This window comes from Micromonospora sp. NPDC048986 (assembly GCF_040649335.1).
Lineage (GTDB): Bacteria > Actinomycetota > Actinomycetes > Mycobacteriales > Micromonosporaceae > Micromonospora > Micromonospora alfalfae.
The window spans coordinates 148269-172791 of record NZ_JBEZFJ010000001.1 but is presented as its reverse complement, the minus strand read 5'-3'; the positions used below and the strand labels follow the sequence as shown (position 1 = coordinate 172791).

At 68.1% G+C, this 24523-nt stretch carries 13 protein-coding genes; 7 read left to right on the top strand and 6 right to left on the bottom strand.

All coding sequences use genetic code 11. The annotated features are described in order from the left end of the window. Window positions 1-98 precede the first annotated feature (98 nt). The 4 genes from ahcY (at window position 99) to AB0B94_RS00775 (ending at window position 7053) form a co-directional block, all read left to right on the top strand. Window positions 99-1544 carry an adenosylhomocysteinase gene (ahcY, locus tag AB0B94_RS00790; protein ID WP_357266790.1) on the top strand — a complete coding sequence of 482 codons (1446 nt, stop codon included), beginning with the start codon at window positions 99-101 and terminating at the stop codon, window positions 1542-1544. 14 nt (window positions 1545-1558) lie between these two features. Continuing rightward, window positions 1559-2536 (top strand): carbohydrate kinase family protein, encoded by a 978-nt coding sequence (locus tag AB0B94_RS00785; RefSeq protein ID WP_357266787.1) that lies wholly within the window; start codon window positions 1559-1561, stop codon window positions 2534-2536. A 94-nt stretch (window positions 2537-2630) separates the two neighbouring features. Further along, complete coding sequence (locus AB0B94_RS00780; protein ID WP_357266784.1) at window positions 2631-5510, top strand: BTAD domain-containing putative transcriptional regulator; 2880 nt, start codon at window positions 2631-2633, stop codon at window positions 5508-5510. Between the two features lie 160 nt (window positions 5511-5670). Beyond that, complete coding sequence (locus tag AB0B94_RS00775; protein WP_357266781.1) at window positions 5671-7053, top strand: glycoside hydrolase family 6 protein; 1383 nt, start codon at window positions 5671-5673, stop codon at window positions 7051-7053. A 111-nt stretch (window positions 7054-7164) separates the two neighbouring features. Here the strand turns inward: AB0B94_RS00775 and AB0B94_RS00770 are convergent, their stop codons facing one another. Beyond that, the gene (locus tag AB0B94_RS00770; RefSeq protein WP_357266779.1) at window positions 7165-8409 is read right to left on the bottom strand and encodes an MFS transporter; all 1245 of its coding nucleotides are present in this window, start codon (window positions 8407-8409) and stop codon (window positions 7165-7167) included. 203 nt (window positions 8410-8612) lie between these two features. Between AB0B94_RS00770 and AB0B94_RS00765 the strand changes: the two genes are divergently transcribed. Continuing rightward, window positions 8613-9263, top strand: coding sequence for a CGNR zinc finger domain-containing protein (locus AB0B94_RS00765; protein WP_357266776.1), 651 nt, complete (start codon window positions 8613-8615; stop codon window positions 9261-9263). 722 nt (window positions 9264-9985) lie between these two features. On the opposite strand, the gene AB0B94_RS00760 is transcribed toward AB0B94_RS00765, so the two are convergent. Together AB0B94_RS00760 and AB0B94_RS00755 are read right to left on the bottom strand one after the other, a co-directional pair. Further along, window positions 9986-12544, bottom strand: coding sequence for a S8 family peptidase (locus AB0B94_RS00760; protein ID WP_357266773.1), 2559 nt, complete (start codon window positions 12542-12544; stop codon window positions 9986-9988). Window positions 12545-12546: 2 nt separating this feature from the next. Beyond that, entirely contained in the window at window positions 12547-13224 is a 678-nt protein-coding gene (locus AB0B94_RS00755) for an ATP-binding protein (RefSeq protein ID WP_281579131.1), read from the bottom strand. Window positions 13225-13783: 559 nt separating this feature from the next. Here AB0B94_RS00755 and AB0B94_RS00750 point away from each other — a divergent pair. After that, window positions 13784-14170, top strand: a complete 387-nt coding sequence (locus tag AB0B94_RS00750) for a hypothetical protein (protein ID WP_357266770.1) — start codon at window positions 13784-13786, stop codon at window positions 14168-14170. A 215-nt stretch (window positions 14171-14385) separates the two neighbouring features. Here AB0B94_RS00750 and AB0B94_RS00745 read toward each other — a convergent pair whose 3' ends face one another. The 3 genes from AB0B94_RS00745 to AB0B94_RS00735 form a co-directional block, all read right to left on the bottom strand. Next, window positions 14386-15264 carry a hypothetical protein gene (locus AB0B94_RS00745; protein WP_357266767.1) on the bottom strand — a complete coding sequence of 293 codons (879 nt, stop codon included), beginning with the start codon at window positions 15262-15264 and terminating at the stop codon, window positions 14386-14388. 296 nt (window positions 15265-15560) lie between these two features. Next, complete coding sequence (locus AB0B94_RS00740; RefSeq protein ID WP_357266764.1) at window positions 15561-20894, bottom strand: ATP-binding protein; 5334 nt, start codon at window positions 20892-20894, stop codon at window positions 15561-15563. 25 nt (window positions 20895-20919) lie between these two features. After that, window positions 20920-21582 carry a hypothetical protein gene (locus tag AB0B94_RS00735; RefSeq protein WP_357266761.1) on the bottom strand — a complete coding sequence of 221 codons (663 nt, stop codon included), beginning with the start codon at window positions 21580-21582 and terminating at the stop codon, window positions 20920-20922. 313 nt (window positions 21583-21895) lie between these two features. On the opposite strand from AB0B94_RS00735, the gene AB0B94_RS00730 reads away from it, so the two are divergent. After that, on the top strand, window positions 21896-24499 hold the full coding sequence (locus AB0B94_RS00730; RefSeq protein ID WP_357266758.1) for a hypothetical protein: 2604 nt from the start codon (window positions 21896-21898) through the stop codon (window positions 24497-24499). Window positions 24500-24523 lie beyond the last annotated feature (24 nt).

The following is a 24523-nucleotide window of genomic DNA, read 5'->3' as shown; positions in this document are numbered from 1 at the left end:
GCTCCGCACCCGGGCCCGGGGTGGCCCGGTGTGCGGGGCATGAGCCCGGTTGAACGGGACTCCAACGGTCCTCGACGCGGGTGGGGGAGGGTGCGGGCATGACTGGCGACTTCAGCGATTTCAAGGTGGCGGATCTGTCGTTGGCGGCCTTCGGGCGTAAGGAGATCGAGCTGGCCGAGCACGAGATGCCGGGTCTGATGTCGATCCGGAGGGAGAACGCCTCGCGCCAGCCGTTGAAGGGTGCGCGGATCACCGGCTCACTGCACATGACGATCCAGACGGCGGTGCTGATCGAGACGTTGGTGGCGCTCGGCGCGCAGGTCCGTTGGGCGTCCTGCAACATCTTCTCCACCCAGGACCACGCCGCGGCGGCGATCGCTGTCGGCCCGACCGGCACCCCGGACGCCCCGGCGGGTGTCCCGGTCTACGCCTGGAAGGGCGAGTCCCTCGACGAGTACTGGTGGTGCACCCAGCAGGTGCTGCTCTGGCCGGACGGGCAGGGCCCCAACATGATCCTCGACGATGGTGGTGACGCCACACTGCTGGTGCACAAGGGCGCCGAGTTCGAGGCGATCGGCGCCGTCCCGTCGCCGGAGAGCGCCGACTCGGAGGAGTACGAGGTCATCCTCGGTGTGTTGACCCGGTCGCTGCGGGAGGACAACCGCCGTTGGACGCGGATCGCCGCCGGGATCAAGGGGGTTACCGAGGAGACCACCACCGGCGTGCACAGGCTGTACGAGATGCAGCAGGCGGGGAACCTGCTGTTCCCGGCGATCAACGTGAACGACTCCGTGACCAAGAGCAAGTTCGACAACAAGTACGGCTGTCGGCACTCGCTGATCGACGGGATCAACCGGGCCACCGATGTGCTGATCGGCGGGAAGGTCGCAGTGGTGTTCGGCTACGGCGACGTCGGGAAGGGCTGCGCCGAGAGTCTGCGTGGTCAGGGTGCGCGGGTCATCGTGACCGAGGTGGATCCGATCTGCGCCCTCCAGGCGGCGATGGACGGCTACCAGGTCGCGACCATCGACGACGTTGTCGAGACCGCTGACATCTTCGTGACCGCCACTGGCTGCTTCAGCGTGATCACCAATGAGCACATGGCGCGGATGAAGCACCAGGCGATAGTGGGAAACATCGGCCACTTCGACAACGAGATCGACATGGCCGGTCTCGCGAAACGCGGGGATGTCGAGCGGATCACCGTGAAGCCGCAGGTGGATGAGTGGCGGTTCGCGGACGGCCACTCGGTCATCGTGCTGTCCGAGGGACGGCTGTTGAACCTGGGCAACGCCACGGGGCACCCGAGCTTCGTGATGTCGAACAGCTTCGCCAACCAGACGATCGCGCAGATCGAGCTGTTCACCAGCACCGACCAGTACCCGATCGGTGTGCACACCCTCCCCAAGCACCTGGACGAGAAGGTGGCCCGACTCCACCTCTCCGCGTTGGGTGTCCGGCTCAGCGAACTGACAAAGGAACAAGCCAGCTACCTCGGCGTCCCGGTCGAAGGGCCGTACAAGCCCGACCACTACCGCTACTGAGAGGGCCCGTCCGCATGATCGCCGTATCCGGCTCGATCGCGACCGACCATCTGATGCGTTTTCCGGGGCGGTTCGCCGAGCAACTCATCGCCGGCAGCCTCGACACCGTCTCGCTCTCGTTCCTCGTCGACGACCTGGTCGTCCGGCGCGGCGGGGTCGCGGCCAACATCGCCTTCGGGCTCGCTCAACTGGGGCACCGGCCGGTGCTGCTCGGCGCGGTCGGCGCTGACTTCGGCGACTACCGCAGCTGGCTGGAGCGGCACGGGGTCGACTGCTCGGAGGTGCAGGTCAGCTCCAGCGCACACACCGCCCGGTTCATCTGCACCACCGACACCAACCTCTGCCAGATCGCGTCGTTCTATCCCGGCGCGATGGGCGAGCCCGACCGGATCAGCCTCGACGGTGTCGCCGCACGGGCCGGTGGGCTCGGGCTCGTCATCGTCGCCGCGGAGAACCCGGACACGATGCTCGCCCGCGCCGCCGCCTGCCGCCGACTGGGCCTGCCCTTCGCCGCCGACCCGTCTCAGCAACTGGCCCGGATGCCGTCGGCCGACATCGAGGCGATGATCAGCGGCGCTCGCTACCTGTTGACCAACGAGTACGAGGCGGCGCTGCTGGAGTCGAAGACCGGGCTGAGCGAAGACGACATCCTGCGCCGCGTGGGCGTGCGGGTCGTGACCCTGGGCGCCAACGGGGTACGCGTCACCGGGCAGGAGGGTGACTTCCTGGTTCCGGCGGCGCGGGTGGGCCGCATCGTCGACCCGACCGGCGTCGGCGACGGCTTCCGGGCCGGCTTCATCGCCGCGCTCGCCGCCGACCTGCCCATCGAGCGCGCGGCGCAGGTGGGCTGCGTACTGGCGGCGCACGTGCTGGAGGTCGAGGGCCCGCAGGAATACACGGTCGACGCCGACGCTTTCGAGCGCCGCATCGCCGACTCCTACGGCGCGGACGTAGCTGTCGACGTGCGGGCGCTGGGGCTGGCTCGGGTCTGATCGGGCCTGCCCGGGGGCGAGCCGGCCCCGTCCCCGGGCTGGTCAGACGATGCGCGACGATCAGCGGGGCTCGATCTTGACACTGTGACACCAGATGACTACCCTACGGGCCGATCTGCACAACGGGGGTGTCATCGTGGCGGTGCCGATCGACTTCATGGTGCTCGGGCCCCTTGAGGTCAGCGCTGGCGACCGACGCGTTGAGCTGGGCGGCGAGCGGCAGCGAAGGCTGCTGGCCGGTCTGCTTCTCCGGCACGGTCAGCTGGTGTCCGCCGCTGACCTGATCGCCATCGCCTGGAACGGGGACCCGCCCGCGACAGCTCGCAATCAGATCCACAGCGGAATTTGGCGGCTGCGTCGCACCCTTGACCGCTACGGTGCGGCGCACCTGCTGGGTGGTGAGCGCGCCAACTACCGGCTTCGCGTCGACGCGAGTCAGCTGGACCTCGCCCGATTCAAGGACGCCGTGTCCGAGGGGCGACGCCTCGTAGCGCTCGATGACAGGCGCAAGGCAGCCGTCGTGCTGCGTCAGGCGGTGTCGATGTGGCGGGGTCCCGCGCTCGCTGATCTGAAGGGGATCGTGCTGGAGCGCGAGGCGGCCGTGTTGGACGAGATGCGGATAGCGGTCCTCGAAGAGTGTCTGGAGTGCGAGCTGACCTTCGGCGGCGGGGCCGCCGTGGTCGCCGAACTGACTGATCTGGTGGCGAGACATCCGCTGCGCGAGCGGCTCGCGGCAATGCTGATGACCGGCCTCTACCAGTCGGGGCGGCAGGCCGAGGCGATCGAGGCGTACCAGCGCGTCGCTTCCACGCTCGCCGACGAGCTGGGCGTCGACCCGGGCGACGAGCTGCGTAGGAGGTACGAGGCGATTCTCCGGCAAGACCGAGCCCTCGACCCGTCGGCGCGTCCTGAGGGCGTCACCCTTGCCTCCGGCGCCGGTGCGACACCTGTTCGTCCTGCTCAGCTACCTGTGCAAGGGGCCCTGTTCGTCGGCCGTTCTGCCAGTCTGGCCGAGTTGGATGCGGCTCTGGCGATCGATCCCACCGACCAGCCGCAGCCCACGGTGCTGTCCATAGTGGGCCATGCCGGTGTCGGCAAGACGGCGCTGGCGGTCCGTTGGGCACATCGGGTCCGCGACCGTTTCCCGGACGGGCAGCTCTTTGTGAACCTGGACGGGTTCGGTCCGGACGGAACGGCGGCCCTCAAGCCCACCGACGTCCTACGAGACTTCCTGGAGGCGTTGCACGTTCCGCCGGACCGGATCCCTCCCGGGATCAACGCCCAGGTGGGTCTCTACCGCAGTGTCCTGGCCGACCGGCGGGTGCTGGTCGTGTTGGACAACGCCCGCGACGCGGCACAGGTGCGCCCGCTGCTCCCGGGCACCCCTTCCTGCCTGGTCGTGGTCACCAGCCGAAACCGGCTCACCGGACTCGTCGTGAACGAAGGGGCCCAACCCGTCTCGCTCGGCATGCTGACCGAGGTGGAAGCGCACGAGTTGCTCACCCGTCGACTCGGCGTCGCCCGGGTCGTGCAGGACGCGGGAGCCGTCGACCAGATCATCCGCAGGTGCGCAGGTCTACCCCTGGCGCTGGCCATCGTCGCAGCGCGTGCGGCCACCGACGCCCAGCTCCCGATCGAGGTCCTCGCCAGTCGCCTGCGGAGCGGCGAGGATCTGGACGTCCTTGCCGGAGACGATCCGCAGTCCGACCTGCGGACCGTGCTCTCCGGCTCCTACCGCGCTCTCAGCCCCGAACACGCCCGACTGTTTCGCCTGCTCGGCCTGCATCACGGCCTGGAGATGGCCGTCTCGACCTGCGCCAGCCTGGCCGGCCTGCCACGGGACCAGACCAGCCGACTGCTGGCCGACCTGGTAGCGGTCCACATGGTCGAGCGACGTTCGGCCGACCGGTACGCGCTCCACGATCTCCTGCGCGCATACGCGCGCGAGCTCGTCGGTGTTCACGAGACCGAGCGCGATCAGCGTGCCGCGCGGCAGCGGATGCTCGACCACTACCTGCACACCGCCCATGTCGCCGATCGCCTGATCTACCCGCACCGGCGTGACTCGATCGACCTCGCGGCGCCGCAGCCCGGCGTGACCACTGAGGTCCTCACCGACAGCGACGCGGCGTTCGCCTGGTACACGCACGAACGGCGGGCACTCGTCACGGCCGTCGACATGGCAGCCTCGCACGGGTTCGACTCGCACGCCTGGCGACTCGGCTGGACACTGACCACCTTCCTCAACCGATGCGGGTGGTGGCACGAGTGGGCTGCGGTCGAGGCCACCGGTCTCGTCGCTGCGCGGCGGCTGAAGGATCGCAGGGCCGAGGCCCGCTGTCATCGTGGCCTCGCCAACGCCCACACCCGCCTGGGGCACTACGAACGTGCCCGCCAGCACCACGGTTACGCCTTGAGGCTGTACGTCGAGATCAGGGACCGGACCGGGCAGGCGCAGGTCCACAGCAATCTGTCCTGGTTGGCGGAGCGCCAGGGAAGCTACCGCGACGCGCTGGCGCACGCCGAACAGATGCTGCGCCTCCATCAACACGCGGGTCCCGAATCTGGCGAGGCGAGCGCACTCAACGCGGTCGGGTGGTATCACAGTCTGCTGGGGGACCATGCCCGCGCTCTTGACTACTGCGGACGCGCCGTCGCTCTGATGCAGCGCTTGGGTGATCTCCACGGTGAGGCGTACGTGTGGGACAGCCTGGCGCATGTCCACCACCAACGGGGCGACCACGCTCAGGCGCTCTCCTGTGGCCGACGCGCGGTCAACCTGGCTGCGGAGGTCGGCGAGACCACTCTCCAGGCGAGCGCGTTGGCCCGCCTCGGTGACACCTACGAGGCCGCGGGTGACCTGGCCGCCGCGTGGAAGGCGTGGCACCAGGCCTTGGATGTCTACAACGGGCGCGACGAGGTGCAGGCGGCAGCCATTCGAGAAAAGCTGAAGGTCAGCATCTACGGCTCCTGACTCCCCGCCACCTGTGACACCCCGACACCAGCCCCCAAACACGGACATCCGGTCCATCGACGTGCGTTCACGTCTTGGCAGCGGTGCACGCCTCCGCTAACGTCCCTGGGAACGCTCCCATGAACTTAGACACATCTATGTGATCTGGAGGCAACACGTCGTGGCTATCTTCTCCTCGCTCCGCCGCAGATCGGCGGCCATCAGCGTGGCGGCCGTCGCGGGCGCCACAGCCGTCGGCGTCTGCCTCGCCGTCAGCAGCGCCTCCGCCGGCACGCTGTCCGGGTCGCTCTACCGCGACCCGAGTTCGGCAGTCGTCCGCTGGGTCGCCGCCAACCCCGGCGACTCGCGTACCGCCGTCATCCGCGACAAGATCGCGAGCCAGCCGCAGGCGCGCTGGTTCGCCAACTTCAACCCCTCGACAGTGCAGTCCGAGGTCTCCGGGTTCATTGGCGCCGCCAACGCGGCGCAGCAGATCCCGGTGCTGGCCGTCTACGAGATCACCAACCGGGACTGCGGTGGGGCCAGCGCCGGTGGTGCGCCGGACCTCAACCAGTACCAGACGTGGGTTTCCAACTTCGCCAGGGGACTGGGCAACCAGACCGTCATCATCATCCTGGAAACCGACTCGCTCGCTCTGCTGACGTGCCTGAGCAGCGCCGAGATCAACGCGCGCAACCAGGCGATCTCGACGGCCACCCGGACCATCAAGTCGGGCAACCCCAACGCCAAGGTGTACCTCGACGCCGGCCACTCCACCTGGAACAGCGCCGGTGAGACAGCCAACCGGCTCCGGGCGGCCGGCGTCCAGTACGCCGACGGCTTCTTCACCAACGTGTCGAACTACAACTCCACCTCCAACGAGGCGAACTTCGGTCGGGCTGTCATCTCCGCCCTCAACGGCATGGGGATCTCGGGCAAGCGCCAGGTCATCGACACCAGCCGTAACGGGGGTGCCAGCGGGGACTGGTGCGGCGACGACAACACCGACCGGCGCATCGGGCAGTACCCGACGACCAACACGGGTGACAGCAACATCGACGCGTACCTGTGGGTGAAGCCGCCGGGGGAGGCGGACGGCTGCCGTTTCACTGCCGGTTCGTTCCAGCCTGACCTGGCCTTCAGCCTGGCCAACGGCGCGCCCAACCCGCCCACCACCACCCCGCCGACGACGCCGCCGCCGACGACCACTCCCCCGACCACCACCCCGCCGACGACCACTCCGCCGACCACCCCTCCGAGCTCGCCGCCGGCCGGTGACGGCTGCTACGCGTCGATCGCGGTCAACCAGTGGGCTGGCGGCTTCACGGCGAGCGTGACTGTCACCGCCGGCAAGTCGGACATCAACGGCTGGACCGTTACCGTCCCGCTGCCCGGCGGCGCTGTCACCAGCGCCTGGAACGCGCAGGTCAGCGGCACCAGCGGCACCGTAGGGTTCACCAACGTGAGCTACAACGGACGGGTCCTGGGCCGACAGTCGACCAACTTCGGCTTCCAGGGCACCGGCACCGGTCCGGGCGTGCTGGCCGACTGCGTGACCAGCTGACCTCAGCCGATGCGGCGGCCCGGCGCGGAGGACCACTCTCCGCGCCGGGCCGTTCTCTGCCACCCCAGGTGAACGCGCCCAGGTCGCGTAGCTCACCGAACACCGCGCCAGCTATGTCGGCACGCTGGCGGCCTGTGGTTTCTCGGCATCGTGGCTGCGGGTCGGTCGCTTCGGCCAACTGCTCTGGTCGGGCCTGTGGTTCCTCCCTCTCCTGCGGGACATTTCGTGGCCGGCGAGCAACGCGATCGCCGCGGCTGTCAGCAGGCCACCGAACAGCGGGATGACGCGCACCCCGGCCGTCGCCAGCAGACCCGCGCCGATCAACGAGCCGGCCGCGAGGCCGAAGTTGAACGCGACGCTGAGGCTGGCCGACGCCATGTCGGTGGTCGACGGTGCCACCTGCATGACGCGGTGCTGGATTCCCGCGATCAGCGAACTGAACGACATCCCCGCCACGGCCAGCAACGGGATCGTCAGTACCTTGCTCCCGCCAACCCCAAAGAGGCCGAGCATCGCGGCGCTGAGGAGCCCGAGGAGAACGAGCACGACGGCGAGCGGAAATCGGTCCAGCACCCGGCCGACCGCCCAGGTGCCGGCGACGCCGAACGATCCTTGAACGAAGAGCAGCAGGCCGAGGGATGCTGTGGCGAAGCCGCTGACGTCGAGCAGAAAGACGGTCATGTAGGTGAACGCGCCCATCGCGCCGGTGACCGCGAGGATGGTGGCGACAAGGAGCACGACGAAGCGGTGCCGGTCCGGCATCGGCCCCGTGTCGCCCGCATCCTGTTGCGGTGCGACGCTCGGCAGGAGCAGGGCGACAGCGATGCAGGTGACGAAGCCGAAGATGGCCATCGCGACGAAGGCGGCCCGCCACCCGGCCTGCCCGCCCAACCAGGTACTCAGCGGCACGCCGAGGACCGGGCCGAGGGCGTTACCGATCGACAGCCGAGCCACGATGCGACCTCGGATGTTCGCGGGGAACATCGAGATCGCCACCGGGAAAACCACTGCCCAGAAGACACCGTTGGTGGTGGCGGACACCAGCCGCGCGGCGAGCAGCACCTCGTAGGAGGTTGCGAAGGCCGACACCGTCGTCGCCGCGGCGAACACGCCGAGCGCGCCGGCGAGCAGGGGGCGCCGGGGCACGCGTCGAGTGACCCGGGTGAGGGGGAGCGCCACAACCATGACCACCGCGGCGTACCCGGTCACCAGCAGACCGGCCTCGGACCTGGAGCGTCCCAGGTCTGGCGCGATCAGCGTGAGCAACCCGATCGGAAGCACCTCGGTGGTGACGTAACAGAAAGTGGCGGCGGACAACGCGGCGAGGGCATAGACCGCGCGTCGTTGGTGCGCCATTGGCTACCTCCCAGATCCTGGATGACCGTCGGTGATCCCTGCTAAATGGATTTTGACGGTAGCATAGACGGCTGCGCATCCCTCGTTGTCTCGCCGCCAACCCCTATCTTCACGCCGATGTGTCAAGCCCAGCGAGTCGCGCCTACTCCTGAACTGGAGATGGTGTAACCGTCTTGAGCGGTCTAGGTGGTAGCCTGGCTGACATGCCAATCGACGTGTGCCAGCTGCCGATGGTCGGGGGGCACCCAATGCTGGATCTGGTCAACACGCTGGAGCGCGGGGGCACCGCACCGCACGACTTCCTGTCCGACAGCTCGGCCCTGCTGCGCTGGTCGGTCCAGGTCGGCCTGATCACCGACGCCGAGGCCGACCAGGTTGGCCGGGCGTGGCGCGACGAGCCCGCCGCCGCGCACGCGGGACTGGCCGCAGCGCGGGACATCCGCGAGGGCCTGTATCTCGTGATGCTCGCCGCGATCCCCGACGGGGACGACGGCACGACGGGCGACCCCGTCGCGGCCGGTGCCGCGCTGGTCGGACTACACCAGCGCTGGTCCGGCGCGGCCGCTCGAGCACGATTCGTGCTCGACTCGTCGCAGGTACGGCTGGTCTACGGCACGGTGCCAGCCATGTTGGTGCCCGACCGGATCGCCGAGGCCGCTCTGGACGCCATGCTGACGGCCGACCTGACCCGAGTGCGCCGCTGCCCGGTGCTCGAAGGCGGCTGCGGTTGGCTGTTCCTCGATCGCAGCCGCAACGGATCCCGCCGCTGGTGCCGCATGGCCGACTGCGGCAACGTGGTGAAGGCGCGACGGCTCACCGAACGTCGCCGCACCGCCCGGCCCGCCACCTCGTAGCGGTCGACTGATCGATGCTGTGCGTGGTGAGTCGCCACGGCAGCGGACGCCTGCCGACCTCCTCCTGTCGGTTCCCCCGGCGGTCTCGGGTTGTCGCGCGTGTGCTGGGACAACAGGCGTTCGGGCGGCGGGGTGAACGCAGGCCACTCCCTGCCACCCCAGCTGGACGCCCGGGTCGCTAGACTGGGCCCTCGCGCCCCCGTAGCTCAGGGGATAGAGCATCGGTTTCCTAAGACGACGCTCTATCTGCACCCATATGCTGATGACCTGCGGGTTCCTATTTTGTATTCACTTCAGTGGGTCGCACACGCGCGTTGCTGTGGTCGCTTGCTGAAGATCAGTAGAGCTGACGTAAGTCCTGCTCAGGCCGTACTTTGGTCGGTCCGACACGTTCATGCCGGAATCTGGCGAAGTTGCCGCGCCGCGTTAGTCTACGGTGCCGCGAGAGCCGGGGCCAGCAGCGTGACGGGTTTGGCTGCGCGTGCCGGGTGGTGGTGACCGACCCAGAGGGCTCGTCCGGTGAGATATTGGGCGAAGTCGGGGTGGCCGGTCCGGTTCTGCAGGGCGGCACGGAACTGGTCGTACTCGTCGCGTGGTGTGGCGGGGCTCGCTCGCTGGAGGTCAGCAATCGAGGCGGTGCGTGCGATTGGCCGCGCTCCTGCTGCGGGCTTGGTCAAGCCCGCGGGCTCTTGCGGGGGACGCGCAGGCAGTAATGAGTCCGATCATACTTGGATTGCGACGGGAACGCCGATCTGCTGGGCGACGGGTGTCCAAATGTCGACGTCTTGTTCCGGGGTCTCGATGGATACGGCGAGAGCGTAGCGTGCGCCGGAGTCGCTGCCGTCACGTTTGGGGTTCTCCTTCCACCATCCAGTCACGGGGAAGATGGCTATGGCGCCGCACCCGGCGAGATCCGCCGCTGATCCTTCCCAGATATCGGTATGGAGGGAGCCTGCGGTTCGTTGATTACTCCCGAAGATCCACTGCTTGGCGTCATTGGTGCTACTCGGTCGGCGCTCCTCTTCGGCTAGCGCGCGTTGATTAATGCGCTTGCGGAAAAGATCAGTGGACTCTGTAGGCCGCCGGATGTCGAAGCGAAGGCCGTGGGATGCGTAGCTGTATCTCCGTTGCCAACCGCGGCGTCCGGGGTTGGGCTCGATGAAGTACGACAATGTCACGCGCATCCTGACCTGCGCGGCTCCGAGTCCTGTCAGGACGTCAGTGGGCCATGGCAGGTCGTGAAGGTGCATCTCCCTCATGGTTCCGTCGCGGTAAGGGTGGATTGTGTCCTGAACGATAAGGGTGAGTGCGTCGCTTGCGCTGCGGGTCGCACGATCTAGGCTGGGTAGGCCCATCCCGTATCGTCTGTGGAGCTGATGGACCGCGGCCTTGCCTACCCTGCGGGCTCGGTCGACGCGCTGCTGCATGGCAGTCGTCCACTCCGCAGAATGGACGATCAGGGCACGAACCGTCTCAGGCCAAAGTGTCGGGTAGTCAGCAAGGATCGATGCGGCTAGGTGAGCAGCCTGGGCGGTGGCGGCGCTGGTTGCGCAGGTGGTTGTGAGGAGGCGTGCATCGACGCCTGGGTGTCGGGTGGTCAGCACCTGCAGGGCCTCTGGAGTGTCATAGCTCGTTCCCGCGGGCGAGCAGGCGACGTTGCCGCCTTCGAGCACGATGTCGGGCTTGACCGGCCATCTACGGCTGAACGGGACGGAAGTTCGGCTGTGTGGTGATAGCTCACCGCGGGGGGCAAGCGGTATCCAGCCGTCCCACATTTGCCCTGCGGATGCGAGATTATCCAGGCTTGTGTAGGCCCCCACGGTCAACGCGTTCCACGCTTGTCCGGGGTCCTCGACCGGCTCGACATCGTTTCGGGTCAGGTAGTCCTGCTGGAACTTGGCGCGCTCCACGTTCCCGGCGCTAATGAGGAAGAGGCGACGAGCTGCCTCCTCGGCTTGGTCAAGATAGACCAAGCCGTTGTCGGTGACGTCGATGCTTCTTCCGGCCGCGAGCGCATCGACAGCTGCAGACCACGACGTCGGTTCGCCCGTCACGCGACGGCGGCTGCCGTCCTCTTGGACCGGTCCTGCTTTTGCCGTAACAGCCATCGAGAATACCCGGCGACGCGCAGGGGCTTGGACCTCCACAAGGCTCGCCGCTGTGGCGGTAACTGCACCATGCAGCTCGGGTGGATGCTCCTGAGGAGGCGGCGGTACCAGCTTGACAGACTCCAGGCGGTGCCGAAGCTTTACTGGTCCCGCTGATCGTATGACCTTGCCAAGATCGCCATAGAGAGCGAGGCCGGCCATCTCTGTACCATGGCCACCGTGGTCGTCAAGCCGCCAATTCGGATCGCAAGAGTGGCAGTCGGTTAGGTCGAGTGAGTGTTCCAAGAGCGCATGGTTTTTGTGAACACCGGTATCGAGGATGCATACGGTGGGGGCTTCGGCTGAAGCGGCGCTTGTTCGGTCGACGAGTTGGTCTACCCACTCACGCTGTTCGCTGGCGGGCTCAGAGGCAATTTGTTGCGCGAGTTCATGAGGTTGACGTAGCTCAGCGAGGTCATCGAGCACGTCTAGGGCGGTTGCCAGATCCCGGGCGGTCGCTTCGACCAGGACGACCGTTCGGTCCGAGAAGCCCAGGGTACGCGGGCCCATCCGGACTCTCGCCCGCTCGGCGAACTGCTGAAGACGGCCGATCTCGTTGCCGTCGCGGCGACGCAGCCACACTTCCCACCAGACGCGGGCATCCGGCTCTGGAAATTGCTCTGGCGGATCGGTCCATAGCGCCTCGACTGAAGCTAGCCTAACCGCTGCGATCCGGTCGACGAGGTTGGCGTTCTTCGGCTTGGCGTCATTAGTGGTCTCAGCGTAGCCCTCGAGCTTGGAGAAGAAGTGACCAAGTTTGCCGTCTGGGACGAAGACGGTCGCCTGCTCCACCGGTCCTGTTGGCGTTTCGACTTCATGGACCGAGACCAGTTCTGGTTGGAGACCGCTGCGCTGCGATTCCAGCGATTGGAGTGCTAGGCCGACGCCAGGAAAGCTCTCGAACACTAGATACAGGCCGTCGATTGCTCCTTCGACGGTCGCCTCTCGTTCCGCACGCCTAGCCTGTGCGGCTATGTCGACTTCTCTCAGTTGCTCGGAGAGCCGTTGCGCGTGAGCCTGACGATCCGAGGGTGCCGCCACGGTGCCGTTGTCGCCCCCGCTTCCGGGGCGGCGGTATGGCTCGGCAGTGGCGGCTCGCGTGAGGAGGAGATGGGGGCGGTTTCGAGGGGCCATCTTTACTGCTTCTCGTGGGCCATGTTCTGCCGATCTCGCAGGGCTGCCGCCAGGGTGGCAGGAGTGACGTGCTGCTGACCAGACAGGATGGCCTCCTTGGCGGCTAGTTCGCAGGCGACTGTGATCTCGGCGTGACTCAGGCCTGCTGCGGCCTCGTCGATAGCACTCCACGCCCACTTTTTGGGCCCCATAGTAGCCAACCGATTGCGGATAACAGCCCTGCTGACCTCGGGCGTGGGTAGCGGATACCCGACAACGAGGTCGAACCTCCGGAACAGCGCGCGGTCGAGCAGTTGAGGGTGGTTCGACGCGGCCACCAAGAGGCTGTCCGAGTCCTGCTGGTCTAGGAACTGCAAGAAGGAGTTCAGCACGCGTCGGATCTCACCAACATCGTTGGTCCTGGAGCGCTCTCCCCCAAGAGCGTCGACCTCATCGAACAGGTAGATCCCCCGGGTCTCCGCTAGCGCGTCGAACACAAGCCGCAGCTTTGCGGCCGTCTCGCCCATCATCTTGGTGATCAGGGCGTCCAGGCGGATGGTGAAGAGTGGTAGTCGAAGCTCGCCGGCGAGGCTGCGCGCCGTCATCGTCTTTCCGGTCCCGGGCGGGCCGACTAGTAGGAGGCGACGCAGAGGGTCGAAGCCGTGTTCTCGGAGTCTGTCTTGCTGTCGCTGCTCAAGCAAGACACGCTCCAACCGTTGCCGAACTTCCGGCTCCAGCGCGAGGTCTGCCAAACGCGTGGTCGGGTAGGCGACGCTCAGGAGATCAGCTAGCTCACCTCGTGGTCGCGCGACAGGAACCGGGCGGCTAACTGGCCTGTCTGCCCTCTCAGAAGTTGCTCGGAGTCCATCGACTAAATCTCGCAGCTCTTGGGCGAAGTGCGCTTGACCGCTTCGAGCGGCCTTCGCGGCCACCTGCAGGGCTACCGAATAGAAGCGGGCATCGTCACCCTCGCCATGACTTCTGACCAGGGCCTTGACTTGATCAGCTGTCGCCACGTACGCCGCACCTCCCCCAGCTGCCGTGCATGAAGCCGCCGCAGACGCTGACCTGACCCTAGCGTCAACGACTGACTTCCCTGTGCGACATGACCCAAAATGATCTTGCGTATCGCGACCTTGGCGATTCTCCCACTTGCCGACCAAGCTTAGAGCCAGACAGGTGGCAGGGCCGCCGCGGTTCGGTCGCAAGGAGCCTGCGGGGCAGAGACTTCATCCGGCCAGCGCCACCATCATTGCGGTGATGCACCGGATCAGCAAGGCAGTCCCCGCCGAACACCGCATAGGCCCACCACTGGTCCGAGTGCTCCGGCTCATTACGAATCACCTGGCGGCCCTGGAGCACCACCTCGGCCTCGCACGCGAGTCCGACCTGGCCGACGACAGCGTGGTCCGCTTTCACGACGACCTCAACATCATCGTCCGCCTGCGCAACGGCGCCGAGGTCGGGGCCAGTGTCCGACCTGACCCGGACAAGAAGGAGACCGGCGACGCCACGCTCCAGTTGCACACCAACCGCCTCGCAAGGGATGTTCTCGGCAGGAGCACGACCGTCTGGGCGCCATTGTCGGACTGCAGGACGCCGCCTTCTTCCAACCTGCCAGGCTCATCGACCCGCAGTCTGGCCTGAAGAGGGTCTTCGTCCGCACCAACCGGCGCCTGCAGTGCTGGAGGCAGCCCAGCTGTTCACCGAGCCCAAAGACCTGGCCGAGAACCCCAAACGGAGGAAGCCCGAGCCCTACCTCGGCACCAGGTTTTTGGGGGGCCGGCACGATCCTGCGGGCTTCCGCCTCACCGCCCCGAGTAGGACCGTTGCGCAGCCGTCTCGTATAGCGCTGCGGCGGATTATGGATACTCGGCCCGGATGAGGGTGGCGAGGTGGTTGCCGGCTTCGGTGGTGTCGACAGGTCCGCCGGCCAACTCGGTGGTGAGTGCATCAATCGGGTAGCGGGCAAGTACGTGGTAGCGGACCAGGTACGCCGCAACCGCGGAGACCTGGTAACCGCTCACAGCGGCGAGCAGCGTGTAGGTAAGGACCTGGTCGATGAGACCCTCGAACTGGTGGGTCTCGGTGAGGTGGCCGGTCTTGACTTCCACGATCGTGGCGCCGGCGAGTAGGTCGGCGACCCTCAGCCCATCGAGTAGGGCGGGACCGGCGGTTAGGGGGCCGTAGCTACGCAGCGCAGCACGGAATCCGCTGAGGTAGCTGGCCCAGAAGGCGGCGAATGCTGGTCGGGCGGCACGGGTCGCGGTCGCGCAGATGGCGATGGTCCGGCGATGCCGCAGCGGACCTTGCAGCGTGGCATGGGCCCCGTCCGGCGTGGTGATGGGAAGCTGTCGCAGGGCTTGTTCGAGGATGGTGAGCACGCTGCCCACCGTGAGCAGGCGGGCACCTGGCACTTCAGAGTTGGTCCTGCGCCACGCCGCGTCGCCTCTCCGGTGGTCGGGCCGGTATCCGGCGGTGGTGAGGAGGGTCTGGCGCTCGGTCTTGGGCAGGCTGGCGAACAGGTGTGGGTACGGCGGGGTGTCGCACAGGTCGAGTGCGAAGGTTTTCTCGATAGCGTGGCCGAAGTGTCGCGGATTCGGCGGGCACACGGTGATCGGCGCAGGAGCGCGGCGGATGCGGTGGCGTAGGTCGGCGATTAGCTCCTCGCGGTACGGGAAACGGCGGGCAAGCCACCGTTTCGACGACAACGGCTCGAGGTCGGGGCGGGACGCATCCATCGGACACTCCTCGGCAGGAGGGCACACCAGTGCGGCTTCCAACACGGCCTGGTCAATGACCGGCAGGCAGCCTGCGGCGGGAAGGACAGCAAGAACGACCGGCTCATGCGTGAGCGCGTGGAAGAGGTGTGAGCGCTGCCGCTGGCGGGGTCTCAGCCCTTCGGCATCATCGGCCGATGTCGGGCTCCGCTACTGCAGGGCGGCGTGGTTAAGAAGCGTTCGGTCACACGAGCCGAAGCCGCTCAGTAACTCTACGCGACAGCAGAGTTCAGGGATACCCGTGTAGATGCCGGCGGTCACGACCAGCGGTACTCCAGACGCAGACCCTGGCCGACGAAGCGATACCGGCCGCGGCTCGCAGGGTCGAACGGGTTCGGGAGCATACGGATTTGGCGGTTCTCATTCATGACGTTGGTGATCACTAGGAGCCGCCACCGCCGGTTCCGGGCGTTCTCCTGCGCTGCGATGACCTGAGTTTCGCCCAGCTCGATTCGACCGCCCTCGGCGAGGGTGGTCTTGACCTCGTAGTACCAGGTGCCGCGCCGGCCGGGGACTTCAAAGTCCCAGCCCAGGCTGTCGTCACCGGTGCCGGGGTAGACCCGCTCACGGTATCCCGACACCCAGCATTCCGGGCTGAAGTCGGCACCGTACTGCCGCTCCAGCCATCGATAAGCGAACCACTCGCCAGCGAACCCCACTCCCAGCTTTTGCAGGCTTGACAGCTCAGACGCGAACCCACCGCCGAAGCCGCCACCCGCGATCCGGCCGCCGGGGCCGGACCGGGCGTCGGTTTCCTTGAGGCCGGTGAACCTGCGTGGAGTGGCCAGGAACGCGGGTGTTCGGTCCAGTGAATTGTCGAGAGCCGCGCGTAGCGAGGTGAAGCTGTCGTCGAGGTCGAATGGTTTGTCGTCGATGTTCACGGTCCGCCGCTGTCGTTCCCGTTCGGCGCGTTGCTGCCGCTCCTCGGCTTTCTGGCGGTCGAGGTCGTCGGGGGTGAGACCAAGCGCGTCAACGTCGTCGGTCGCGGGCATGTCCGTCGGCCAGACGCCGAGAGTTTGCAGCCAGCGGGGCACGTCTGGAAGCGTCAGCATGGCGAAGTCGAGGGCGCCGGCCGAGTCGAGCGTTGCGCGCAGCGCCGGGCCTGCCGACGCCTCGTCTGTCCACGGCGCGGGGACCGGGCGGCTGTGCCGTTCGAGCCAGGCGCGCACGAGTTTGGCCAGCCTGCCGGCGGCGGTGTCGACCAATTCGGCGTTGGCCTTGGCGCAGTCGCTGCGGCGGAGCAGAGGGGGGCCGCTGTCTGGCGGCTGTTCGCCCAGCCGCGCCGTGAGTTCTTCCTCGACGCGCGCCGCCATGAGATCGGTCGAGAGGACGTCGACGGTGGTGCCCCACTCCGGGTCCGGGGCGAGCAACTCAACCCGCCGGAGCTGGGGCCAGTCCGGCTGGGGGTCGCCGGCCGCGAAGCGGTCCCACCGGTGCCAGCGCAGCCGATCAAGTAGGGAGTCGCGATGGTGGCGTACGTAGTCGGCGAAGTCCTCGGAGTGCTGCGCGCCGTAGTCGATGAGCGGATAGCGCCCGCCCATGCCGGACAGGGTGGCGTTGAGTTCGCGTACCGGGATCTTCAGCTGCTGCTGGAGCGCCGCGAGCGTCGGAGCGTCGAGCGCGGCGGCAAACAGCTCGTCCGGCTCGTGGTCGAGTCGGTCGGCCAGCGCAGTAAGCCGGTCTCGGGCCTCCTGCTCGCTTTCCATCGACGGTGAGTCGGGGTCGAACGGCGCGGCCGACTCGGCGTGCAGGTAATGCGCGACGACGGGATAGAGCCTATGTAGTAAGGGTCGCAGGGAAGATTGGATTCGCCGCGCCATCGTCCGGACGTCCTCGGCCGTGACGTCGCATATCTCGGCCACGTCGTCGTCGGCGAGTTGGGCGACGGGGATGCCGACCCGCCGGGTCCGCTCTGCGGCCCACCGGAAGGTGCGGGCGTAGTCCCGCCGGCCGATGAGGTATGCCAGCGGCTCCGCCATCGCCTCCAGCATGTCCCAGTCCAGCTCCGTCTCCGCGCCCTCGACGATCAGGGTCGGATGCGCGGTGTGCGGCATCGGCAGCACCCCGTGCAGCCGGTCCGGAAGCCGCCGGGTTGCCTCGCCGAGGCGCACCTCGACTTTGCTAGCGAAGGCGACCCGCACCCGCCGCAACGCGTCGAGCGTGTCGTCGAACGCCCGCTGACCGAAGCGGCTGAACTGGCTGCGCTGGTGGTCGAGCAGCGTCGCCACGAACAGCGGCAGCCACGGCAGGATGCCGACGATCGGTCGGGCGCTGGCGACGGCTGGCGGGCCGAACTCATGTCCGTCCAGCAGCACGACCGGCGTGACACCGCTGGCACGTGAGACCCGGTCGCCGAGGCGGCGGCGCAAGATGGCGGTCACCGTCTCGGGATGCGCGTCTACTTCGAGGACCCGCCACCCGAAGTCGGCCATCAGCCGGAGCAGGCTCTGCTCGTCGTCCCGCGACGCGACTACCACGTCGGGCGGCTCCTGGTCGCCACCGGCTGGCTCGATCGGCAGGGCTGTCGACGAGCCGCCGACGTCGACAACGAGGTAACCCCGGGTGTCCGGCGGGAACGGCTCCACCTCGGCGCCACGGGCGGCACAGGCCGCCCACGCCGCCCGGTACGTGTTGTGGAACTGCGCCGCATATATCTCGGTAACCGCGCCGGTGTGAAAGAGCGCGCCCAGGTGGCGCACCAGACGCGGAGCGTCGCCCTCCCGGCCCCACACGCCCAGACCCAGCTCCGTCAGCCGCCGCAGCGCCACCGGGTCGTCGTCGAGCAGATCCCGCACCGGCTTGGCGAGCAGCGTCGCGAACCGCGGCGGCACGTCGTCACTGCGAACCGGAAACGTCCAGCACTCGGCTGGCCTCGCGAAAGCCCCGCCGCTCTGGCCGAGTCGTTGCGTCGGCAACCAGGCCGCCGTACGCAGGAACGCACCGAGCGGCGTCCGTCGCCGTTGCGGGTTCTTGTCGCCGGGCCGGTCGCGTTCCCAGACGGTCGCCAAGGCGTCGGCCGGCCAGGCGCCCTTGAGTCCGCGCAGGATCTGCCGTGCCAGGTGCACGCGCACCCGGTCGGTCAGCCGTTCCCAGTCGGCCTGTCCCGGCATCCACCAGAGCGGGCCTTTCACCACGTAGGGGGTGGACGGATACCACGCAGCGGACGTCGTCGGCAGGACCTTCGCCCACTGGTCGCGGACCGGATCGGGCAGCCCGGGCACGGTCGAAAGCCGATCGCGGGTCAGGTTGCTGCCGTAGATCCCGCGACCGTCGGATACAGACTTGAGCGGCACCACCTCGCCAACGCCGATGCGCCGCAGGAAGGCAACCCAGTCGGCAACATGGTCGCCGGCTCGCATGACCTGCGCCGGAGGTGCCAGCATCCGGCCTGCGAGCGCGTACAGCTCAGCCGACCGGTCCTCTGGAGTGGCCGCGATCGCGGCCAGCTCCTCGCCGGTGGTACCCGGCCAATCGGACGAGAACAGACAGTCCTTGGCGGCCATCCAAGCGCCGCTCGCGGTCGGCAGTCGCAGGCTCATGGCGGCCAGGTTGGTCTTGATGCGGGCACCGCTGCGGCTCAGGTTGAAGACGAACGTCAGCGCGTCCCGGGCGACCCGCTGCGCGCGGCTGTCGGCGAGCACGGCACGGATGTGTTCGAGGATGCCCCGCGTCTCGAAGCCGCGCACAAGCCGATTCTCCTGCAGGAACTTGCGCGCCGGGGTCTGTTGCCGGTTGACGTGCCAGGTCAGATCGCCGTGCAGGTAGAACAGCCGGCTGGACAGGCTTGCCGGCAGCGACAGGTCGACGCCGGGGTCGACGTCGTCCTCGTCGGCGATCCGCTGGGTCGTCGGCGGGAAGAACGGCGCGGCCTCCCGGCTCGCGGGCGTCTCGTCGGCCCGCCGGCCGGCGCACGGCGCGAGCTCGCCCGAGTCGGTCAGCAGAATGCGCCGCGCCCGCAACGCCTCGGGCGCCTTCTCGAAGAGGCGCGCGACGTCCGCGTAGGCCTGGTCCCAGTCGCTGATCGGGCTGCGGTCGCGCTGCATCACCGCCATCATCTGCTCGACCCAGCCGGCCAGACGCTCCGGCTCCGGCGTCACGTCAAGTCCGAGCCGCGACAGCAGGCTCCTCAGCCGCGCCTGCCGGCGCATCGGCAATTCCCGCAGGAACTCGGCGCCGCTGGCTGCTGTCGCAAACGCTGCGGTCAGCATGCCTGTGTCGGATACTGGCCAGCGCCATGCCGCAGCTGGTGTGAGCCAGCGGCCGGCCGCCTGCGCGGGCAACAGCGGGCGTTCGCCCAGCGGTCGGCCCTGCTCCTCCGCGCGAGAGGTGAGCAGCCCCAGACGGTCGTCGTCCCAGCACAAAAGATCGAGCACAGCCGCAGGGGCGGCGTCGTCCGGCCAGCCGGTGAGCGCCTCGGCCGCGTCGAGGCAGAGTCCCGCCGCCGAGGTGAGCAGCAGCCGGTTCAGCGGGTTCGTCTCGTCGATGTCCGTGCGGGACAGGTCGGTGAAGAACGGCGCGTTGAGGTGCCCCGCGAACGGCGACGGCGCCTTACGGCCCATCGGCAGGAAGGTGTAACACCGGCCGACGTGCGCGTCCGCAGGTCCGTACGGCACCGCGACCGAGACTTCGACCGCCGCCGTCGACTCGGCATACCTGGGGTCGAGCTGACGCCGGTCGATCGCTTCCTGCACCGCACGCCGGTAGGCGGCCGGATCGACCCGCCGAGACAGCACCAGATATGTGCCGTCCTCGTCCATCGTCACAAGGTCGCAGGTGAAGTCACCGGCCGCCACCGGCGCGCTGCTGCGTACCCGGGTCAGCACCCGCTCCTCGCTGGCGGAACCCTCCTCTCTCCGGACCGTGACACTTTCCAGCCGCTTCAGGAACAGCATGAGCGGCACCTCTGACGCTTCAAGCTCGTCGAGGCGCTCGGCCACCGCATCGACGGCGCCCTCGTCGAGCGGCAGCCGCACCACGGTGGCATAGCCGTCGGCCCAGAGCGTGGCCACCCGAGCGGGCGTCCCCTCGGCCGGCAAGGTGATGCTGTAGAGCGAAACCTCGTCGATGATCTGCCGAGTGAGCACCGGATCTGCGCCGACCAGCCCTGGCACGTCATCCTCGGTAGCGAACCGGAAGCAAAACCCCGGATCTCCGCTGTCCAGCGTGCTGTAGACCTCCGGAGTCGCGCATATCTGGAGCACGCTCTTGAAGCCGACACCCTTGTTGCCGATACCCTCGCCGATCGGCTTGTCGCTCAGCCCGAGTGAGCGGATCCGCTGGGCGTTGCTGGCGGTGAACCCGCGCCCGGTGTTGGCGACGTAGAGAGTGCCGTGTGTGCCGTCGCCGCGCGCCAGCACCACCGCGATGCGCCCGCTGCCGGCGTCCGGCGGCTGCGCGTCGTACCCGTTCTGAATTAGCTCGAACAGGAAGCGGCCGCCGTACTCCCGCATCGTCTGGCCGATCATGCTCTTCTGGCTGCGCGCGAAGTCCTGATCCTCCCGGGTCATCAGCTGGGCCCGGACGAGGCGCTCGGCCCGGTCACGCAGCTGCGCGTCGGCCTCGGCGCGTGAAGCCGGCCCGGTACCTTTCATCTGCTCTGTCTCCTCCGGGGTGGAACTACCGCCTCTTGCGTTCCAGGCTGCTGCGGAGGTTCTTCGCGCCCATCTCCGAGACCCCGGCGTGTGCCAGGGCATACCCCACAGCGGTGTCGACGTCGATCAGCCCGCCGCGCAGCACGGCGTCCAATACCTTGCGGGCGTGCTCACGCTCGTGACTTCCGGTCCAGTTGTTGTGCCCGCCGAAGAGCACGGCACGGTCGAGAGCCTTCTGCGCCTCGGGGTCCAGCACCGGCACCTGCGGATACACCCCGGACAGGTCCTCTGCCTGGGTTCCGGCAGCCCATCCGGCCAGGGGGGTCATCGCGCTCTCCAGGACCACCAGCGCCGATCCGCGCGCCAGGTCAGCCGCTCGTCGCAGGGACCGGGCGTCGGGGTGGTAGGCCATCAAAGCACCACGTGGCCGGTCTCGGTCGAGCGGGTAGCTGAACCGGTAGCGGCTCGCCAGCCGGTGGACCGGGCCAGGGCCCCCATGCGCCTTCGCCGCGTTGTAGAACACCACCGGGGTAACCCCGTCGGCGGCAGCCTGCTCCTCGATCCACTGCACCGCAGTCTGCTCGAGTTCCTCCCACCGCTCCAGGTTCTCGTCGACGTCAGGGATCCACGCGGCTACCCGCAGCAGGCTCGGGTGCTGCCGCCAGGGATTGTCCGGCTGATCGGTCACTCCACGCCTCTTTCGTCAGTCACTCGTGGCCAGTGAACCAGCAGGGTCCGACATGGAGCCAGCCGTCGAACGGCCTGAGGTTCCCCGGTGCGTCGAGGGCGGCCGAACGGGAAGCCGCGGGCGTGTGGGCCCTGAGAGTGTCAGGGGCGGGGTGTCTACTGGAGCCGCCCCTTGCTCGGGAGTACCGGTCGGACTTGACCACCACGGGTCAGTTTCAGGTGGAGCCGACAGTTCGGCTCGTTCTTCGGTCCGGGCTGCCATATACGGCCGTGTCCAGCTCCATCGAGTACGCCGTGCCCCTTACTGTCGGGTGGTGCAGCGATGGGATTCGCTCAATGAGCGGCAGCTCGACCTGCTTCGCCGGATCCACGGCGGCGATGGCCTCAGCGGCCCGGACGGCATTGCGTACCGCCGGTCGGCGCGTGCGCTTCAGGACCGGAACCTGGTGACGGTGACACGCAAGGCAGGGGTGTGGAGGGCGTGCTCGACTGATGCCGGTCGCTTCTACCTTGAGCATGGTCACCATCCCGATCATCCCGACCACCGTGCTTCCCTCCCGCGGTCGGAGACGCCGGCACCCGACGGCATCGCCGGCGGCGCTTCGTCGGCGGACCTGCTGCGATCGGCTTGCGAACTGCTCGACCGCCTGCAGCACGGGGGCGGCATGGTCCGTATCGAGAGTCCCGACAGTGGAACGCGGGCCCGGTACCGGCGGATCATTCACGCGATCAAGCAGCAGGGACTTGTGCCATCGGGTCACCATCTGCGCCACACTGGCCGCGACGCCGGGGACATCGTCATTCGCCTGTACGCCGATGCCGGTGCGGACGAGACCGACTGGAACCGGATCCGGCTCAACACCCGACGTGTCACCACCGACCCGCATGTGGCGTTCAGCGCCCTCGAAGCCGATCCGACCAACCTCGCCGTCAGCCCGGGCCTACTGCCCCGGGCGTTGCTGCTGATCCGGCAGCTCGCCGGCGAGGCGGCCCGGCGTGGGCACCGGCTCGGGCTTAACACCAAGGCGAAACACCCGCGGGTGTTCCTCCAGGCCGGGCAGGTCCGACGCACGGTCACCCTGACCGAGGAACGCGACCAGGTCCCGCACGAACCCACCGCCGAGGAGTTGAAGGTGCTGCGCCTGCGGCCGTGGATGAAACCCGCGGAGTTCGACGTCGTCGACTCCGGCAGGCTCCGCTTGGAGATCGCCCGGGCCGGACACGACAACCGGGACACCTGGACCGACACCGCACGCGTACGTCTGGAACAGCGCGTCGCGCAGATCATCCAAGGGTTCGAGGCTGGCGTCACCGCCGACGAACAGCAACGGCGGGCAGCCGAAGCCGCGCGGGAGAAGGCCGCGGCCGAGCACCGGCGGCGGCAGGAGGAAGCCGCGGCCGAGCGCAGACGGCAGGAGGAGGCCAGCCTCGCGCAATGGCACGCCGCGATGGCCGACGCCCGCGTCCGGGCCGCCGAAAAGATCCGCGCGGAAACCTTCCGCAACGCCTACCAGGCGTGGACCACCGCAGCTGACATCCGCGCGTTCTGCAGCGCCCTTGAACAAGCGGCCGAGGGCAGGACCGGCGCCGGCGGGTACCTCGCCAGCTGGGTCGCGTGGGGCAGGACCGCCGCCGACCGGATCGACCCCATCCGCAGTCCCCGCGTGCTGGCTGACATCAACTACAACCCCGAACCCGGACCCGACGACCTGCGCCCGTCCCTCAATGGCTGGAGCCCGCACGGACCACGCAAGGAGCACCGCCCTGATCACGACCGGCAGGCCCACGCCGGCACCCGCCGGCAAGCCGATTCGTGGCACCACGGGCTGCTCGACCGCGCCCGCCTGAAGTGCGTGCCCACCTCAACCGTCACCACACGCCGGCCGGATGCGCACGAGCCTGCGCTGGGACCTGCCGCCATCGCGGCGCGAACCGCCAGCACGACCCGGCACCACGCAACAAGCGACGCTTACCCGAAGGACGGCTGGATGAGAATCGACCCCTCCCGCTTCACCGTGGGCGACGAATGGGCGTACCGGCAGTCGGACCCCGCACCGTCCGAACGCGTCCGCATCCTGGCCGTCGAGCCGAAGAAGACCAGCGCCCGCCTCGAGATCAGATTCCTCGACGACCCCGACGAACGGGTGGAGAAGGTCCCCGGGTCGCGGCTGCGGGTGCCGTGGAGCGAAGTCGGGACCTTCGACGCGCTGATGGCCAACTGGCAGCGCATCGACGACCTGAGCCTCGACCGCACAGAGGAAGCCTGCGTCGAGGAGATCTTCGGCCTCTTGATCAGCGATGACGTAGCCGAACTGCTCTGGTCCCCGGTGTCATGCGCCACCGACATCCGCGACAGAGCCCGGCTGAGCGAGATCATCGACGGCCCGACCGACGATATCCTCGCCTCGGCTGAATGGTTCGACCACGACGGCCGGACCATCCTGTCACCGGCCGGCACCCTCCAACTGGTCGAGGCCGCGTGCCACGCCCATCCGACCCAGGTCCTCGACCTCGTCATCGAGCAGGAAGCCCAGTCCCGCCACAAATGCAAGTTCGGCGATGAGCATCGCGTCGGCCGCGACAGCCGGTCGACGACACCGGAATGGGAGTACGACTGGTACCGCCGCCACGACCGGCCCCGTCATGAACTACTGCGCCAGTGGTGCGGCCACCGGGCAGTTACCTACCACGAACGGTTCCTCGCCGGCGAAGCCGAAACCCACCGCCTCGACATCCTGGTAACCGACCTCCTCAAGGCCCTGGACAACCTCGGCGAACACGAACAGGCCGCCCGGTTCGCCGAGGAACACGAACGCGACCGCATCACACCCCACACGATGCGCCCCGTCGTCGAACGCCCCCTAGACCCCTCCGAGATACCCGTACGCGAGATCAAGGTCAGGCGCCGCTGGTGGTGAACGCCCGTCGCACAAACGGTTCCG